9 protein-coding genes and 1 pseudogene are annotated in these 18,196 nt (G+C 46.2%); 6 read left to right on the top strand and 4 right to left on the bottom strand.

What is annotated here, in order from left to right:
- The first annotated feature begins 80 nt into the window (after positions 1–80).
- Positions 81–4,250 (top strand): Eco57I restriction-modification methylase domain-containing protein, encoded by a 4,170-nt coding sequence (locus QUB63_RS17965; RefSeq protein WP_332946627.1) that lies wholly within the window; start codon positions 81–83, stop codon positions 4,248–4,250.
- A 143-nt stretch (positions 4,251–4,393) separates the two neighbouring features.
- Here QUB63_RS17965 and QUB63_RS17960 read toward each other — a convergent pair whose 3' ends face one another.
- Together QUB63_RS17960 and QUB63_RS17955 are read right to left on the bottom strand one after the other, a co-directional pair.
- Positions 4,394–5,227, bottom strand: coding sequence for a DUF3037 domain-containing protein (locus QUB63_RS17960; protein WP_332946626.1), 834 nt, complete (start codon positions 5,225–5,227; stop codon positions 4,394–4,396).
- 29 nt (positions 5,228–5,256) lie between these two features.
- Positions 5,257–5,946 (bottom strand): HipA family kinase, encoded by a 690-nt coding sequence (locus QUB63_RS17955; RefSeq protein ID WP_332946625.1) that lies wholly within the window; start codon positions 5,944–5,946, stop codon positions 5,257–5,259.
- A 339-nt stretch (positions 5,947–6,285) separates the two neighbouring features.
- Between QUB63_RS17955 and QUB63_RS17950 the strand changes: the two genes are divergently transcribed.
- From QUB63_RS17950 to QUB63_RS17940, 3 genes are all read left to right on the top strand, one after another.
- Positions 6,286–6,990, top strand: coding sequence for a hypothetical protein (locus tag QUB63_RS17950; protein WP_332946624.1), 705 nt, complete (start codon positions 6,286–6,288; stop codon positions 6,988–6,990).
- 76 nt (positions 6,991–7,066) lie between these two features.
- Positions 7,067–10,498, top strand: coding sequence for a DISARM system helicase DrmA (gene drmA, locus QUB63_RS17945; RefSeq protein WP_332946622.1), 3,432 nt, complete (start codon positions 7,067–7,069; stop codon positions 10,496–10,498).
- A gap of 247 nt (positions 10,499–10,745) precedes the next feature.
- The gene (locus QUB63_RS17940) at positions 10,746–12,584 is read left to right on the top strand and encodes a DUF1998 domain-containing protein (RefSeq protein WP_332946621.1); all 1,839 of its coding nucleotides are present in this window, start codon (positions 10,746–10,748) and stop codon (positions 12,582–12,584) included.
- A gap of 336 nt (positions 12,585–12,920) precedes the next feature.
- On the opposite strand, the gene QUB63_RS17935 is transcribed toward QUB63_RS17940, so the two are convergent.
- On the bottom strand, positions 12,921–13,286 hold the full coding sequence (locus QUB63_RS17935; protein WP_332946620.1) for a hypothetical protein: 366 nt from the start codon (positions 13,284–13,286) through the stop codon (positions 12,921–12,923).
- A 291-nt stretch (positions 13,287–13,577) separates the two neighbouring features.
- Here QUB63_RS17935 and QUB63_RS17930 point away from each other — a divergent pair, with 291 nt between their 5' ends.
- On the top strand, positions 13,578–16,565 hold the full coding sequence (locus QUB63_RS17930) for a DUF3987 domain-containing protein (RefSeq protein ID WP_332946619.1): 2,988 nt from the start codon (positions 13,578–13,580) through the stop codon (positions 16,563–16,565).
- 312 nt (positions 16,566–16,877) lie between these two features.
- Positions 16,878–17,054 carry a hypothetical protein gene (locus QUB63_RS17925; protein ID WP_332946618.1) on the top strand — a complete coding sequence of 59 codons (177 nt, stop codon included), beginning with the start codon at positions 16,878–16,880 and terminating at the stop codon, positions 17,052–17,054.
- Positions 17,055–17,737: 683 nt separating this feature from the next.
- On the opposite strand, the pseudogene tnpA reads toward QUB63_RS17925, so the two are convergent.
- Positions 17,738–18,129: pseudogene (gene tnpA / locus QUB63_RS17920) on the bottom strand (IS200/IS605 family transposase).
- Positions 18,130–18,196 lie beyond the last annotated feature (67 nt).

Here is an 18,196-nt window from a genome sequence, read left to right as displayed (position 1 = left end):
AATCTAGTCTGGGTAGTATTTTAAAGCTGACGCACCTTACAATTATACAATTTAGGGAAAAGCTAAAGTCAGGAGGAACAATGGCACAAGATCCAGAATTAATCAGACATAAAGAATGGTTGGGATTCCTGCAACCAGTGGGACTTGTTGTGTCGCCTCCCGCCTTAGTAAAATTTCAGTGCGTGCCGAATCGCAATATCGTTGAATTGCAGCAAGCTTTCCAAGAAATTATTACCACAAATAGCGAACAAAATCAAGCATTAATTTCCGATTTCCCCGCCTTTGTTGCCGAGGTTTTGGGGTGGGAATCCTATGATTTAGTGGCAGAAATTGCAGCAGAATTCACGGTGCCGCTTCCTGACTACGGCGAGACTTTAAAACCAACTTATACAGTTCTCGATCCCGAAGCAGTTCGCCCCTGTATATTAGTCCAAATTATAGAAAATAATCGCTCTTTTGATGAATTAGATTTAGAATCAGAAAAAACAGGTCAGTGGAACGCTTCGCCACAAGCAAAATTTGAACGATTATTGCGCGAAACGAGCGTTAACGTGGGGTTATTGTGCAACGGTTCGCTATTGCGCTTGGTTTATGCGCCGCGTGGCGAATCGTCGGGGTATTTGACGTTTCCGGTGGCGGCGATGTGCGAAGTGGCCGGCCGCCCAATTTTAAGTGCGATGGTAATGCTGTTAGGTTCGGATCGCATTTTTGTGGCGCCGCCGGAACGCCGTTTGCCAGCTTTGTTGCAGGAAAGCCGCAAATATCAAAGTGAAGTTTCGACAAAATTAGCCGAACAGGTTTTAGATGCCCTCTGGGAATTGTTGCGGGGATTTCAGACAGCGGATGAGGCGAGTAATGGTAAGTTATTGAGTGAAATTGCTCAAACAGAACCGCAGCATATTTATGGGGGATTGATTACAACTTTAATGCGGTTGGTGTTTTTGTTGTACGCCGAAGATGAGGGATTGATGCCGCAAGATTCAGTGTATGCGCGGAATTATGCGGTGACGGGACTGTATGAACGGTTGCAAATTGATGGGGGAAATTATCCCGATACGATGGATCAGCGGTATGGCGCTTGGGCGTGGTTATTGAGTTTGTTTGGGTTGGTTTATGAGGGCGGCGGCCATTTACCTCAGTATTTACCGGCCCGTCACGGTCAGTTATTTGACCCGAATGAATACCCCTTTTTAGTAGGGTGTGTCGCCACGGAAAATATCAGTAAAAAATCCAAGGATGAAACAGCAACGAACCAAAATGTAGGGTGTGTCGCCACCGAAAATATCAGTAAAAAATCCAAGGATGAAACAGATCCGCACCAGACAAACGTAGAAATAGCAACCCACCCCACAGAAGTGCCGCGTATTTCCGATGGGGTAATTTTTCGCGTATTAAATCGGTTGTTGATTTTGGACGGAGACAGACTTTCTTACCGTGCTCTGGATGTCGAACAAATTGGTTCGGTTTACGAGGCGGTGATGGGCTACGAAGTTGAACGGGCGCAGAGTCCATCTATAGGAGTGTGGAGTAAACCTAAAAGTTCAAAAGTCTCTGTTACGGTTGTGGTTAGCGTCGAGGAAATTCTCAAAACTAAGGCAAATGACCGTGCGAAATATTTAAAAGAAGTCGCGGGATGCGAGATTTCTGGAAATTCTCTCAAAGCGTTAAAGGAAGCGAAAAACGCTGATGATTTAGTCGCGGCGTTAGGGCGGAAAGTATCAGCGCAAACTCCTACTTTAATGCCTGTGGGTTCTCTTTATTTGCAACCTGGGGAGGAACGGCGGCGCAGTGGTTCCCATTATACGCCGCGGGCGATGACGGAACCAATTGTTAGGGAAACTCTCAGACCGATATTAGCAGGATTGGGAGAAGATGCCACGCCAGAAGAAATTTTAGAGTTAAAAATTTGCGATTTGGCGATGGGTTCCGGGGCGTTTTTGGTAGAAACTTGCCGCCAGTTAGCAGAGAGGTTAGTGGAAGCTTGGAACAAACACAATTCTTTGCCAGAAATTCCCCTAGATGAATATCCTTTGTTGTTTGCGCGGCGATTGGTAGCGCAACGGTGTTTGTATGGGGTGGATAAAAATCCGTTTGCAACTAATTTGGCGAAGCTGTCGCTATGGTTGGTGACTTTGGCGAAAGAACATCCGTTTACTTTTTTAGATCATGCGTTGAAATGTGGCGATTCTTTAGTGGGGTTGACTCGTGCGGAAATTGGGGAGTTTGTGAAGGCGACGGATATTTATAATCAGCCTTTATTGGCTTTGTTAAAAGATAAGGTAGAACAAGCTAAGATTTATCGGGATGAGATTGCGAAGTTAGATGACGATTTAGATGTGGAAAAACGGCAACGGTTTGAAAAGGCGGAATCGGAATTACAGGAAGCTAGGTTAACGGCAAATATTGCCCTTGCTGCTTTTTTTGCTGGGGATAAAGAAAAGGAACGGAAGGAAAAAAGAATTGAGTTTTCGCAGAAGGTTAATGATTGGCGTTCGGGGGTGGTTAATATTAAGCAGGTGGAAGGGATTGCTGAAAGTTTGCAGATGTTAGAAAAGCCAATTATGCCGTTTAATTGGGAGATTGAATTTCCAGAGGTTTTTGATAGAAAAAATGCGGGGTTCGATGCGATTATCGGGAATCCGCCGTTTGCGGGTAAGAATACGGCGATTAATGCGAATGTACCTGGATTTATGGATTGGTTAAAGGTGGTTCATCCAGAATCGCATGGAAATTCTGATTTAGTGGCGCACTTTTTTAGACGGGCTTTTACGATTCTTAGAAATGGCGGTGGTTTTGGTTTAATTGCTACGAATACGATTGCTCAAGGTGATACGCGGAGTACGGGGTTAAGATATATTTGTCAGAATGGCGGTATTATTTATAATGCGACGAAGCGGTGTAAATGGCCGGGTTGGGCGGCGGTGGTGGTGAGTGTGATTCACATTCAAAAAGTCGGGTGCGTCGCTACTAAAAATCTCGATTTATCCTCAATATCTCTCGCGGCGACGCACCCGACACAAGGCGATTTATCATCAATATCTCTGGCGGGGACGCTGCCGATTCTCGATGGGCGACAAGTCAATAAAATTTCTGCTTTTCTGTTTCATGCGGGGGGTAATGAAAATCCTCCAACTTTATTAGCAAATGCTAATAAAAGTTTTCAAGGTAGCACCGTATTAGGCATGGGGTTTACATTTGATGATACTAACCGGGAAGCAACAGCGATTGCAGAAATGCACCGCCTGATTGAACAAAATCCTAAAAATGCTGAGCGAATTTTTCCTTATATTGGCGGTGAGGAGGTTAATTCTAGTCCGACTCATGCTCATAATCGTTATGTGATTAATTTTGGTGAGATGAGTGAGGTCCAGGCGCGGGAATATCCAGATTTGATGCAAATTGTAGAAGAAAAAGTTAAGCCGGAGAGATTAGCGCAAAAAGATAAAGGCGCCAAAGAAAAATGGTGGCAGTTTACTCGACCTCGTACTGATCTACATAAAGCGATCGCCAAGTGCGATCGTGTGTTAGTTGTTGCCCGTCATCAACCACACTGGTCAACAGCATTCATGTCTGCAAATAATGTTTTTTCTGAAGCATTAGTAATATTTGCATACGAAAAAGATTCTTTTTTTTGTGTTATGCAATCCCGCATCCATGAAATTTGGGCAAGGTTTTTCGGTTCATCCATGAAAGATGACCTTCGCTACACACCCACAGACTGCTTTGAAACCTTCCCCTTCCCCTCAAACTGGGAAACCAACCCGCAATTAGAAGAAATAGGCAAAACCTACTATGAATATCGCGCTGATTTAATGGTACGCAATAACCAGGGACTCACCGACACCTACCACCGCTTCCACGATCCCGACGAACGCCACCCGGATATAATAAAACTGCGACAATTACATCAAGAATGCGATCAAGCCGTATTAAACGCCTACGGGTGGACAGACATCGCCATCGCCACCGACTGCGAATTCATCCTTGACTACGAAGAAGAAGAGGAAGAAAGCGAAGGAATTAGTAAACGCCAGAATAAAAAACCTTGGCGGTATAAATGGTCTGAAGAAATCCACGATGAAGTATTAGCGAGATTGCTTGAATTGAATCTGAAACGCTCTCAAGAGGAAATTCTGGGAGGGAAAGCGGCCGAGGCGAAGGCGAAAGGAGGTAAAAAGACAGCTTCTAAATCTCGCAAAAAAGTTTCAGATAATCCGCCTAGTATTCCTGGTTTTCCTGATAGTCTGTAATCTGTAGGGTGCGTCAGGGGAAGATTTATCGCAATTAGCAGAGAATTGATGACTGACGCACCCTACCAAGCTGTAATCTGTAGGGTGCGTCAGGCCTGCGAGCGATCGCAATTAGCAGAGAATTTACGACTGACGCACCCTACTCACACCATTGCAACTAACTTATCAATAGTCTGAGATGCCCAAGGTTGTACTTCATTTTCTTGCAAAACTTCCGCCCCCAAACTCCTGTAAGTTGAGATAGTTGTTTGATACACTTTGTTTAGTTTTTCATAATCCTGCCACTCTTGTTTTGGGGGAAGTGCAACAATTCCTATAGGCAATTTAGTGTCAGATTCTTTAACATCTAAAATCATCCAAGAAATAGAATCTTGCAAAGTTTCAGGCGGGTGAACTTCAAAGGATATCCCATGCGCGACTAAGTAAGGTTGACCGTTAGCAACAACCGCATCAAACCTGTGTTCTTTATGACTTCCTTTTACAGGAAAATTATCTTTTAGCATTTCTTTTAAAGCAGGTTTATCATCATAAGATGTAAGAGTTTTTCTAATTAGAGAAGTTGTAATTCTCGCAGCATCTTGGCGAGTTCGCTTAGTTGTTGCAGAAACTACATTAACCAGGTAAGTCTGCGCGATATCTTCTAATAAACTCTCGACATTTTCCAAAGATCCGCGAGGTTCTGTGAATTGAATACTGTTAATCCAACCCTGTGCAATTTTTTTTAATCGCTCATGTTTAGGAGTGCCATCTGGCTCATCTCCGGGGAAAAGCAAACCCTCACTGGCGGCGAAGTTCATTCGTTTCGCAAAGTCTCTGAGAAAATGAATATCTTCGCGACCAAAAGCCTGCACTCGACTCCAATTATTCAAAAATTGTACGCGCACATCATTGTCATCAAAAGCAACAACGCCAATATTAATCCGTTCGTCAGCGATGGGATTGGGGACGTATTGAACGATACTATATCTGCTTGCCATTGCTTTTGCCTCCCTCTATAAGAAAGTGCTTACAAAAAAGTTAATAATTGTTGTTGCTGTCTAGTTAAGTATTCTACTAGAGTAACACGCTCGTCAAGAGTTAGCCCCCACTCGTTAAGCGGAGCCGCCACTGCTTGAATGATTGTTTCTTCACTGACGCTTGAAAGCGCCCGGAGTGCCGAGCTAATCTCATCTGGGGTAAAGTTGCAATTTTCACACAAATAGGAGTTTAGTTCAGCTTTGGGTGCTTGTATCAGATCACGCTCTGTCCAATTGGGGCCACCGGGAAAGAAATGACCATGATCCACCGAGTAAACTAATCGCGGTGGATTCTTCTGGAAAATAAACTGGATGTCGTTAGCATAGACCCATCCGTACAACACAGCAAGCAAAACAAACCTGGATCTATTTTTAGGTTCGCTAGTTGCAATCAACTCCCAACTATCAAAGCAATCTGGTATAAAGAAAGTAGCGTGTGCTGTGCCTGAAGGAATATGAGAGAGACGAGGTTCAATCGCAATAAGTTCAGCCGACACTTCAACAATCTTAGGTTCGCCAACGGGTGCGCCTATTGCAAAGCCAAGCCTTGCAGTAATCTGGTCATTTACAATTTGTCTGCCTGCTTGCTGACCTTTCACCATATACTCTCTACCATCATTACACTTAAGCAAAACTGGTTCTGCTTTCGTCTTCCATCCTTTGCGATAAGTTGTTGCCATGATGGGTATCTCAGGTTGTGAAAGCGCATTGTTTAGCTTTTGCTTCCAGTGTTCCCTCGCGTTTTCTGTATTTTCGCTTTTGCCCACAAAAAAAAGTATAAAATTTAGGTATATCCTCCCAAATTATCCTATTGCTACCTGCTTTGTCAATTTATTTAACGAAAAAACTTGACGTAATACCCAGAGTTTAAGATAATAAAGAGTAACCTGCGTTATACAAACGATTGGCAAGGAAAGTGAAACTTTATAAATCCCCAGATTTTCGAGATGCTATCTGGGGGGCTGAGAACATTTTGCCAATCTCGGTAAATTAATTAAACTTCGATGAGGTATTACATAATGTTTGATGCTTTAAAATCGTGGCTATCATCTTTAACGCCGACTCAGCTCCAAACATACCAACCATTATTTTATATTCTTTTTGGATTAATTACTATATTTTTTGGAGTGGTTAATGTAAGTAAAATTATTTATGACTGGAATAAAGATAAAATAAAAATAACCATTAAACTTAAGCGAGATAGTGTTAGTTTACCAGCGATACAACAGCCATTAAGAAATTATTTATTAATTGAAGTTGTAAACAAAGGTTATAAGGATGTAATAATTAATGAAATAGGAATTGCAGTGCCAGGTAAGAACGATATTAATGTTGTAGATATGCCTTGGACATTTCCTATATTAAAAGGATATGAAAAGGAAATAATGGGAAGTCTGGAATGGGTAGCCCTTCCCGGTACAGTGAATCCACAATCTATAGGGATAGCTCAAATTTTATTTTCTAATTTAGAAGAAGCTTATAAAAATATAAAAAAAGAAAAAGAACTGTCGCTTGAAGAGCCAGGATACCTGCGAACACGTAATCTGATCAATGCGTATGAAGAATTGATGAAGTCGTATAACACCACCACTCAAGTGCTGACGGTCAAACCTTATACAGTGACTACTACAGGTCAGCGTTTTAATGGAAAAAAAACAAAGATTCAATTAGGAAACCTTCATACAGCCGTGCAAGCTACAACTCAAAAAAAAAGATTCCTTTGATACAAGTAAGGAATCATTTAGGGATTAAAGTTTGGACTAATTATTAAACAATCTAATTAAAGGTAAAGACATATTAATGAATATCAATGCAACCCCGACAACCCCCGCCCAAGTCCGCCAACACCTAATCGACGCTTTACAACTCGACCTGATCGGCCCCATTCCCGACGACGAAGCCCACGCCGCAGAAATCATCAACCAACCCCCTTCCCGCTGGTATCTCAGCGGTTTTCTCGTACCCTACGGGGCCGGCCTCGAACAACGTAGCGACGACACCAGCACCGACGAACTCGACGAACTCAGTCGCCCCAGTCCCGGCGACGACGAAAACCCCCCAGAAAAATCCTCCGCCCGCAGAGCATTTTTTCCCTCTTCAATGGGGCTGAGTTTCCTGGTTCCCAAAGAAGCAACTCACTTCCGGGCGATCGCATCTTGGGGCGACTACTCGCCCATTCCCACAGAAGAGGAAAAAGCAGAAACCAAACTGCAAAGTCTCGTCTCCGGTGATTGGCTGCGGAAACCTCAACAGGTAGAACTAGATGTTCCCATCAAAAGCAGCACCGCGCCCTACACCTTGGACATTCCCGACAGCGGCGGCTTAAAACTCGTCATTTCCGTTCGCCCCGTCTTGTCCCAGATTAAGTTACCCCCCGGTACCCGTTCCGTCTCCGCTTTCCTTGTCAACTACCGCACCCCCACCACCGACGACTCCTTGCGAGATACCACTTACATCTTCCAAGCAACTTTAACTATTCACACCCCCTACCCCCTCGTCGCCCGCCCGAATTTGCGGGGACAAACCGATGATGATTGGGATGAAAAGGTGGCAGACTTGCAGTATCGGGAAGACTGCGAATTTGCTGTTGGCCACAACATTTCGGCGATCGCCCTCGTCCACTCCGACTCGATTTGCAATGAAATTCGCACCGCCTGGATACCCACCGCTGACGTAGAAAAAGTCATCGCGGCCGTTGTACCCGGAACTGAACTGGAAATGGAAGCGATCGCCGCAGCACCCACTCCGGCAGCTTTGCGGTCAATGCTAGAGCCAATGGTAACAGCTTATGGCGATTGGATTGCAGGCCAGCGGGACAAATTCCCCCTCGAACCCAACCGAGCTCAAATTGCCCAAAATTTGCTCAACCGCGCCCAAGTCGCGCGTGATCGCATCGCTGCGGGCCTCGACGCTATGAATGACCCCGAAGTGTTCGAGGCCTTTAGAATTGCCAATTTCGCGATCGCCAGATCCATCCGTCAACGGGCCACCCATGACAGTGAGAAAACCCCCGCAGAAATCCACGCCCCCAAATGGCGGCCGTTTCAGCTAGCCTTCCTGCTGATGAACTTAACTGGAATTGCCGATCCAGAAATGGGCGATCGGGAAATCGTAGATTTGCTATTTTTTCCCACCGGCGGCGGCAAAACCGAAGCATATTTAGGGTTAGCCGCATTTACTTTAGTTCTGCGACGGTTACGAAATCCAGGGCTTAGCGGGGCCGGGGTTAGTGTCTTAATGCGCTACACTTTACGCCTGTTAACCTTAGACCAACTGAGTCGCGCCGCCACTCTGATCTGCGCTTTAGAGTTAGAACGGCAAAACGATGTTCAAAAACTCGGCACTTGGCCTTTTGAAATCGGGTTGTGGGTCGGACAAGCAGCCACACCAAACCGGATGGGACGCAAAGAGGACACCAACCCAGACAGTGCCCGTAAACGCACTATTGCCTATCAAAACGACGATCGTAATAAGCCCTCACCCATTCCCTTAGAAAACTGCCCTTGGTGCGGTGAAAAATTCACCCGCAACTCCTTTACCTTATTCCCCAATGCAGACAATCCCACGGATTTAAGAATTCTCTGCACCAACCGTAAACGCCTTGCCAATGGCCAACCGCAATGTACTTTTAAAGGAAATAATCCCTTGCCCATTGTTGCGGTTGATGACCCCATCTATCGCCGCGTCCCCTGTTTTATCATCGCCACAGTCGATAAATTTGCCAACCTACCTTGGGTCGGAGAAAGTGGGGCTTTATTCGGAAAAGTCGATCGCTATGATGACAACGGATTTTACGGCCCGGCTACTATTGGCATCGGTCGGACACTAGAAAAACCTCTCCTACCACCCGATTTAATTATACAAGATGAATTGCACCTAATTTCCGGGCCGTTAGGCACGATGGTCGGACTTTATGAAACGGCTATTGACGCCTTATCAGCTATTGACAAAGATGGCAAAAAAATCTATCCTAAAATAGTTGCTTCAACTGCAACCGTGCGGCGAGCAACAAAACAAATTCGCGCCTTATTTGGTCGCACAGAAGTCGATGTTTTTCCGCCTCCTGGTCCAGACCGCCGCGATTCATTCTTCGCCAAAACTGTCCCCGCCACGGAACAAAACCCCCGCACTTATATCGGCATTGCCGCTCAAGGTCGCAGCTTAAAAGTCATCTTGCTGCGGACTTATTTAGCTGTATTAGGGGCGGCTCAAAAACATTGGGATGCCAACGGCGGCGCGAAGAATAAAAATAATCCTGCTGACTCTTACATGACCTTATTGGGTTATTTTAATTCTCTGCGAGAACTGGGAGGAAGTCGGCGCATTGTTGAAGATGAAGTCAAATCTAGATTGTTAGGATATAGCCAGAGAAAACGGGAAAATGAGCAGTCAGGATGTTTTGCTAACCGCCGAATTAACGATGAACCTTTAGAATTAACTTCTCGCGTTAGCACTAGCCAAGTTTCGGAAGCAAAGCGCTGTTTAGCCTTAGCTTTTTCAGACGCACACCGGGTGGACGCTGCACTAGCAACTAATATGATTTCTGTGGGTTTAGATATTACTCGCCTCGGATTAATGGTCGTATTAGGACAGCCAAAAACAGCCGCCGAGTACATTCAAGCAACCTCGCGAGTAGGGCGAGACGAACAGCGACCGGGATTAGTGGTAACATTATTAAATGTACACAGACCGCGCGATCGCTCTCACTACGAACGTTTCGGCGTGTGGCACAACACTTTTTACCGGGCAGTCGAAGCAACCAGCGTTACGCCTTTTTCCCCCCGTGCCATTGACCGGGGGATTGCTGCTATTACCGTTGCTTTAGCGCGTCTAGGTAATCCAGAAATGACTGCACCTTTAAATGCAATTAAAATTACAGAACAGCGCTCAAACTTAGATTTTGTTGCTGATATCATTGCCCAGCGTTCTGAAATCCACGACCAAGACCGAGACGTTGAAGAAACCGAAGAATTGCGCCTAAAACTAAAAGAGCGAGTCAATAATTTGCTCGATACTTGGCAATATATAGCTTCGGAAAAAGGCAGTTTGCAATATCAGCAAGAAGTGGGAGTTGCACCGCCTTTATTATTTGACCCCCTTGACCCAGACTTGCAGAGGCAACCGCAACCCGCTAAAAAATTTAAAGCACAGCGTAGTTTGAGAGATGTGGAACCCGTTGTCAATTTGTGGGTGAAAAATCCAGATGGCTTAGAGATTGATGAGGAGGATTAATTCGCCCACGTCGCGTCAGATTGAGCATCAAGATTAACTCGCTTAGGGTGCGTCAGAAAAAAAGATTATTTAATTGCGAGCAAATTTCTCTCTGACGCAGCCTACAAATAAACTCAGTAGGGTGCATCAGAAAAAAAGATTATTTGCCGAGCGGAAGATTTCTTCCTGACGCACCCTACTAAGTAACTAATTGCGAACAAATTTCCGGCTGACTTACCCTACCAACTACAAACTAAATAAAATCAATATGAAAATCCCATCAGGACAAATTCGCCAAAGTCAAATTTTAACCACCTTCGGGCCAGGGGCAATGGTCGATTTGCCCAACTATTCGATTATTATCGGCGGGTTGAACCACTGGCGGGGCGATCGCTCGCGCATCCACGAAGAGCGCCTGGAAGAGCGAGTTGCCGAAATTCTCGGCCTGGGCCGCGTTTCCCTGTACGCTCCCCCTGTAGATGAACAAAACCCCAGCGGCCCTCGCACAGGGATCACCGCTTTCACATTTCCCGCTTGGTTTGTAGCGCAAGATGATAGCACTTGGAAAACTCCCAACGGCAAAGAATACCGCACCAGACCTTTAATTCGTTGGGGGAGTTTAGTTAAGGGAAAATATCTTAATGGTGAGAAGAAAAAAAAGCCTGTTGTTCCGGTACGCTTCGTGCAAGCTTGCGCCAACGGACATATCAGCGATATCAATTGGAATGCTTTCGCCCACAACAATTTGGACGCTCCATGCCGAGGGCAATTGTGGCTCGATGAAAGCGGTTCTGGCAATGATTTCGCTGAAATCTTCGTCCGGTGCGAAGCTTGCAAAGCCCGTCGCCCCCTTTCTGATGCCACTGTCCCGTATTCTAAAGTGCTCGGCAGGTGCTTGGGAGAGCGCCCTTGGCTCGGCCCTGTTGCAAAAGAACCCTGCCTTTCTAGAGAGGGCGATCGCCCGTTGTATAATCGACTGTTAGTGCGATCGGCGAGTAATGCTTATTTTGCTCAAGTGCTTAGCGTGATTTCTCTGCCGGACACAGACGCGAAACTCAGGGAAGCTGTCAATCAAGTTTATGAAGATTTCCTGCAATATGCTGAAGAGTTAAATGATATCAAAAAAGAGCGAAAAAAACAAAAAGTTCTTAATGCTTTAGAAGGTTTAAGCAACGAAGCGGTTTGGGCAGAAATACAGCGAAGGAAGGCAGGATTTTCTAATATAAAAAAGAGCATTAAGCAAGTAGAGATTGAAACTTTACTTGCTAGTCCTGATGAAGTTGGGGAAGATGTGTCCGAAGGAGATTTTTACGCTCGCGCTCGCAAGTTAGAGGGGTTAAATCCTCTCGCAACAGCTCGCATTGAACGCATTATTCTAGTGCATCGGCTCCGAGAAGTCGTGGCGCAAGTCGGATTTACTCGTTTTGAAGCAGCTATGCCGGATATTGAGGGTGAATTAGATATTAACGTGCGACGGGCAGCTCTTGACATCGATCCGACGTGGGTACCGGCGATTGAAAATAGGGGTGAAGGAGTATTTATAGCCTTTAAAAAACAGGCAATTGACCAATGGATCAAGCAAAAAGCTGTTCGAGAAAGAGGGGAAGAGTTGGATAGGGGTTTCCAGAAATGGTGTAACACTAGAGGGATTCCGCAGGACAAAGCCAAGTTTCCGGGATTGCCTTACATTATGTTGCACTCCCTCTCTCACTTATTAATTACTGCTGTTTCTCTGGAATGTGGCTACGCGGCTAGTGCCATCCGGGAACGCATTTATGCTGGGGATTCAGGCTACGGTATTTTGCTCTATACCGGCACCTCTGGTAATGATGGAACTTTGGGGGGACTGGTGCAAATTGGCAAGCGCATTGAATTACTGTTAATCAGCGCATTGGAGTTGGGAAGGCTTTGCTCTAACGACCCAGTGTGTGCTCAACACGAACCGGAAAATCATGCCGAAGACCGTTTCTTACATGGGGCTGCTTGTCATGGGTGTTTGCTGATTGCTGAGACTTCTTGCGAACGGCGCAACGATTTTCTCGATCGGGCTTTGGTCGTAAACACAGTTAGTGGTAACGGTGTTGCTTTTTTCCCCGATGAATGGTGATCTCTAAGGAATACAGCCAACGAAAATTTCCCCCGTGGGAAATTCCGTTTAATATTACCGGAGTTTATATATCTTCCGAAACCGACAGCATTATAACTCAGATTTTCGCACGCAAATAATTAGACCTACTACCAGAGACCTCAATAACAAATAAGCATCAACTAGGAACAAATCTAGTGAAGAAATGGTAGTTGTCATTGATAAATTACTACTTTTTGTTGCTATATTTGGGTTAAATAAGTAGTGAAATTAATTCCAGATCGCATTAAATGTGAATTTTGCAGGCATAAAATTATTAAAATTTCGGCACTACATTTATTTTAGATTGCTACCATTCTAGCGAGGGAGCTGCGTCAACGCACTTGTTACATAAATCGATGGATGGTCAACTGATTTCCAGCAACGCGCGATCGCCATCAACAATTCAGGAATCTCCTCAGCAGAAATCTCCTTAAGCACATTCTCCAAGCCCGCTGTCTCTATTGGCTCCCCAGCTACAAGCGAACAAAAATACCTGCGCGACCCAGGCGCAATCTTCTGTATCGCCAAGAGCAGGTTGTCGAGCATCTCGTCCGTTATGCCCTTTTTGCCCCATCGAAACTGCGACACGAGACTCTCGCTGACTCCAGCAACTTGAGCTAAAGCTTTGCCACTGATGTTATAGCGTTTCAAGGTATTGTTGAAGGCTTCGTAGATCAGCATTAAGATTTGTTACTTTAATTTACTCTAGGTGAATCTAGATTTACTCTGGGTGAATAGTTGAGGTAAAAAAAGAGGTTTGTTAATGAGAGATAACCTGCGCCAGCAGCAAAATAAAACTTTTTGGCTGGGGAGGTAAGAGTAAGTGCTACTTAACTCTAGCAAAATTAGGACGTTTGCCAACACAAATTGCCGAATTTTTAGCAAAGACTTCTCGGTAACCCGGAGCCGGCACTTGGAAGATGTCAAAACAGGCATCGCCCAATTCCTCTCATATCGCTTGGGGGTGCGCCGATGAGCGACATTAATCAGGCTCCCCAGACGATCGCCCAGACAATCGACTGGCTCCACAATTGCTTGGGCAGACCTGCGCTGCCGGAATGTCCCAAGGAATGCGAAAGGGACTGCGACGTTCCCGGAGGCAAAGCGCCTGCTTGGATAAACCAGAAAGGAAAAGCAGTCAAAGTCAGTTGGAAACCCTATCAAAACCAATTGCCAACTCAGGCAAACTTAGGGAAGTGGTTCGCCCGCACCACTGGCATCGGCACTCTCGGCGGCGGACCTAATGCACATGGTCACTACATCGCCTTTGTCGATCTAGATCGCAAAGAAAAAGTTTTCTCCTCGCCACAAGCTTTTGAGGTGCGCCTTGAACAGTGGTTCAACGACTACCCCCTCCTGAATGTCGCCCCTCGATTTCGTACCCCTTCGGGCGGATATCGAGTCATCCTGGCCTTCACAGAAGAACCAGATTGGACAGCCTTCAGCCTAGATCGAGACAGCTCCCGAATGGGCGAACTGCTTGCCCGAAACGGCGGTCACACCCTGCTGCCCCCTACTGTCGGCGCGAATGGCATCCCGTACCGCTGGGAATATTTTGTTGCATATCCACCTAGGGTTGGCAAACCGGAAGATGTTGGTATTTACCCGACACGGCAACAGCACCTGCCTGTTCCTGCCAACACCTCGCCCCGTTCTTTTGGAAGTTACGTTCCCGGCGCAATTCGTCTGGAAGACATCCTCTCCCCCCGCGCCAAAGACATTCTGACAGGCGGTGCCAAAACAGGCGATCGCTCCGATGCCCTGACCGCTCTCGCTTCCGAATGCTACGGCTGGGAAGAGTTCTGCCACCGCTACAGTATCTCCTACTCCGGCACCACTGAAATCTTAGCCGAGTACGCCTGGGGGCAAATGGAAGACAGCAGCCGAGATCCCTACAAATGGCAGCGCATCCTCAAAACCATTAGCCCTTCCGCTTGCCAAACCGCCGCCGAATATCGCAGCGGAGACTCTGAAAATTGCTGGAAAAAGATTTATCGGCTGGATCGAGAAACCTTCCAGGCTTCATGCCCCCCTCACATTAAAGACAGGATTTTAGGAGAATGGGGTATCGACAAGCGCCCCAGGGCATCACTGACAGCGAGCCAGCAGCAGCTCAACTCTCAAAAGTTACAAGCAGATCATGTAGCGTCAGAGAGCATCCCGCCAAACAACGGTCAGGTTACAGATAATTTTTACCGGCCGGATTCTGACAGTAAACAGAAAGAAAACCTGCTCCTCAAATATATCGATCGGCTCCTCGAACGGGGCAACATTCCCCTGTCAGAACGAAGATCCGAGTGCGCCCAAATCGCTCAAGCTTTGGAACTCGACCCCAAATACGTCGAACAAATCGTTTTAACCCGACTGCAAGAATGGCAGTTCGCAGAAGTCGAAAGCGAAAAAACCCTTATTGAAGATTTAGTTAGCAAGCGCAAGCAGAGTCTCGACTTGCACCAAATTTTACCGCCTGAAATTGCCTGCATCCTGGCACAAATCGCTGCTGCAATGCCCACCAGCGCCGAACACCTGATGACAGTAGGTTGGTCAACCTTCGGCTGCGCGATCGGCACGGCCGCTGAAATTGTTGCTTGGCCTGGATTCAGACAAAAGTCCTGCGTGCTGTGGACGATCAGCACCGCCCGGTCGGGGAAGCTCAAAAGTCAAACTCAAGAAGTTATGGTCAACCCCATCCGGCTCTTGCAGCAGGACGCCAACAGCGAATACTGCATTGCCCTCAAAAGCTACAAAGAAGCACAAAAAGCCTCCCAGCAAAATCGAGACCCTGACAGCCCGCCAGAAGAACTCCCGCCCCCACCCGTTCCCCGCGAGTATTGGGTCGAACACATCACCGTAGAAGCCCTGATCCGCACCATCAACGAAAATCCGCGCGGCTTCCTCGTCCATCGTGATGAAATCGACGGCTTCTTCAAAGCCCTCAACAAATATCGGGCTGGCAAGGGGGATGACGAAGCCTTTTACCTCACCCTCAACAACGGCGGCGGTCCCAAAGTCATCCTCATTGACCGCGATCGCCGAGTCGAGGTGGAGAGGTCGTGCGTCCCCATCACCGGCACCATCCAGCGCAAGACGCTTGACGAAGAAATGACACCTCGCAAAATTTCCAGCGGCTGGATGGCCCGGTGGGTAATCTGCTTGGCCCAGATGCCCAAACGGCGGCGGACGCGACTGCCCTACCCCGACATTGACGCCTTTCTCAAAGACATCTACCACAAACTTTCCGTCCTCAAAATGCACTATCGTCCCGTTCAAAATGAGGAGACAGGCGAAGTGCTCAAAGATGAAACGAACCGCACTGTTTACCAGGGTTTTCCGATTACTTACCACCTCAGCGACTCGGCAGCCGACTACTACGAACAGCACTTCTTCAACCCGATGGTCGAGCGCGAAGAAGCTGAACTGAATGAAGGCTTCCAGCTAGCCATGTCCAAGTGGAGCGGGTACTGCCTGCGGATTGCCCTCATCCTGCACTGCTTGCACGAAATCTGCAAGTTAAAAAACCCGGACGGCACTCTCAAAACTTACTTGCAGTTGAAAGAAGAGTGGAAGCTCTCAGGCGGGGAACGTTCCGACAAGCCTTTTGAGATTGAAATTCCTACCTCGATTGGGGCCGACATCATTCAAAAGGCGATCGCCACCAGCTACTTCTACATCAACCAGGCTGAAGTGCTTTACAAAGGGCAGCAGCAAGATGAGGACGATACAGTCCCGGTCATCCAGAAACTGATTCAGAAATCAGAAGAGTTGCGGGACACGGTTGCTGAAGGTTGGATCAGCACCCGTGAAGCATACCGCAACTGTCGCGAACTCGTTGCAGGAGCTAAACTGCGCCAGATGTCGAACACGGACTTTACGGCTGCGGTCTTCAACCAAATGGTTTCGATGAACCTCGGTGAAACGAAAAAGGTCGGCAAGTCTTTCAAGTGGCGGATTCTAAGATAATTGTTGCTCGGCCACGTTTTGGCGGTTATATCATTTCCGAAAAACCCTGCTACAAACACGAGCGTTGGGTTGAACGGAGTCAAAGCCAACAAAAAAGTTGCTACTATTGCAGAATTTTGTCGTGGTCAAAAATTTTGTAAAAAATCACCAATGATTCTTAAAAGCTGAAACCTTTGTGGCGATCGCAATTGTCACCGGATACCTAATTACGGCTAGCTTAAAAACTGCGTTGACGATTTGACGATAGTTTGAAACTCCCGCAGAACAAGCTGTTCCCTCGTCAATAGCAGTTTCGACGATTGAAAATCGTCATTGACGATTCCTCAGCACATCCCAAGAGATTTACGATCGCCCGCAGGTGAGCGTACTGGTAACAGCGGCAACCTACAAACTGCTAGTTTGCCAAGCTGGACTCGTCAAGCAATCGTCAGAATCGTAGAAAACTCCGAGTACACCAAATTTTTTGTTGACGATTTGACGATTCCCTAGAACTCTTACCCCATAAGCACTTCAGTCGTCAATAACAGCTTTGACGATTCAGAATCGTCATTGACGATTCACTGCTGACGTTACTCACGGTAATTACATCAAGCGCCATATAGCGCCATATATGGTGTGGTGTCCTATTTTTTTGTTGACGATTTGACGATTCCCTAAAACTCTTACCCCGTAAGCACTTTAATTGTCAGTAATAGCTTTGACGATTCAGAATCGTCATTGACGATTCATTGTTGACATTACTCGCGGGACTTACAAAAAACAGTATATATAGTGTTTTAGTACATTAATATCTACATTAAATACTATATATAGAGTAACTGCGTAAGTCCTGCTCATTCGCTTACATCGAGTTCATGTAATAGCAGTGGCAGTTCGCTTGTCCACCAGAGGTTGTCAAGCAATCGTCAGAATCGTCAAAAACTCGCAGTACATTCCCACAGCCCTTGCAGAGAAAGCGTTTATCGAGAATCGTCAAAAATAATGTCAATAATCGTCAATAAAAGCTAGAAGCTGAAAGCTTTATAAATAGGAGATTTTAGGAGAATCGTCAAATCGTCAAAGAAAATTTCTTTATTAGTCGCGCTCTGGTTCACGGCTTGACAGAGATTGACCGCGCTCGCCCGTGCCCACCCCTTCAGGGGTCGGGATAGGCGCTGCGGATGCAGCCGCCTTCAAGTATTTTGGTTTTCAATATATTTTTTAACAGTTTCCTCAGAAGCATTGCCGACCGTACCGCAAAAATAACTTCTAGTTCAAAGAGAAGGAATTTTTTTGAGATGCGGATATTCCTTCCTAAGCTGAAACGAAGTAAACCCTTTGAGCCTAAACATAATCTGGTCTGGAGCAAAATTAGGTGGGGCATCAACAAGTAAGTGTACATGATCTGGCATGATTTCCATTGCCACAATAGAACAACGAGCTAATTACACTTATCTGTCAGTAGCTGCTTTAATCGTTCGGGCACTCCACCAACCAACACCTTTTTGCGCCTAGCCGGAATCCAAACAAAATGATATCGAATAAGCGTTACTGATGTAATCTTGCGTCTGTATTTGTCTGGCAGATGCTTGTTGTTAAGTCACCAATATCTACAATAATACGATAAGATAACTTCAGGAGGTGATCGACAT

The sequence above is a fragment of the Microcoleus sp. ARI1-B5 genome, assembly GCF_036705795.1.
In the GTDB taxonomy this organism is placed as follows: Bacteria; Cyanobacteriota; Cyanobacteriia; order Cyanobacteriales; family Microcoleaceae; genus Microcoleus.
The sequence above is the reverse complement of the archived record's forward strand: the minus strand, read 5'-3'. Positions and strand labels throughout refer to the sequence as shown.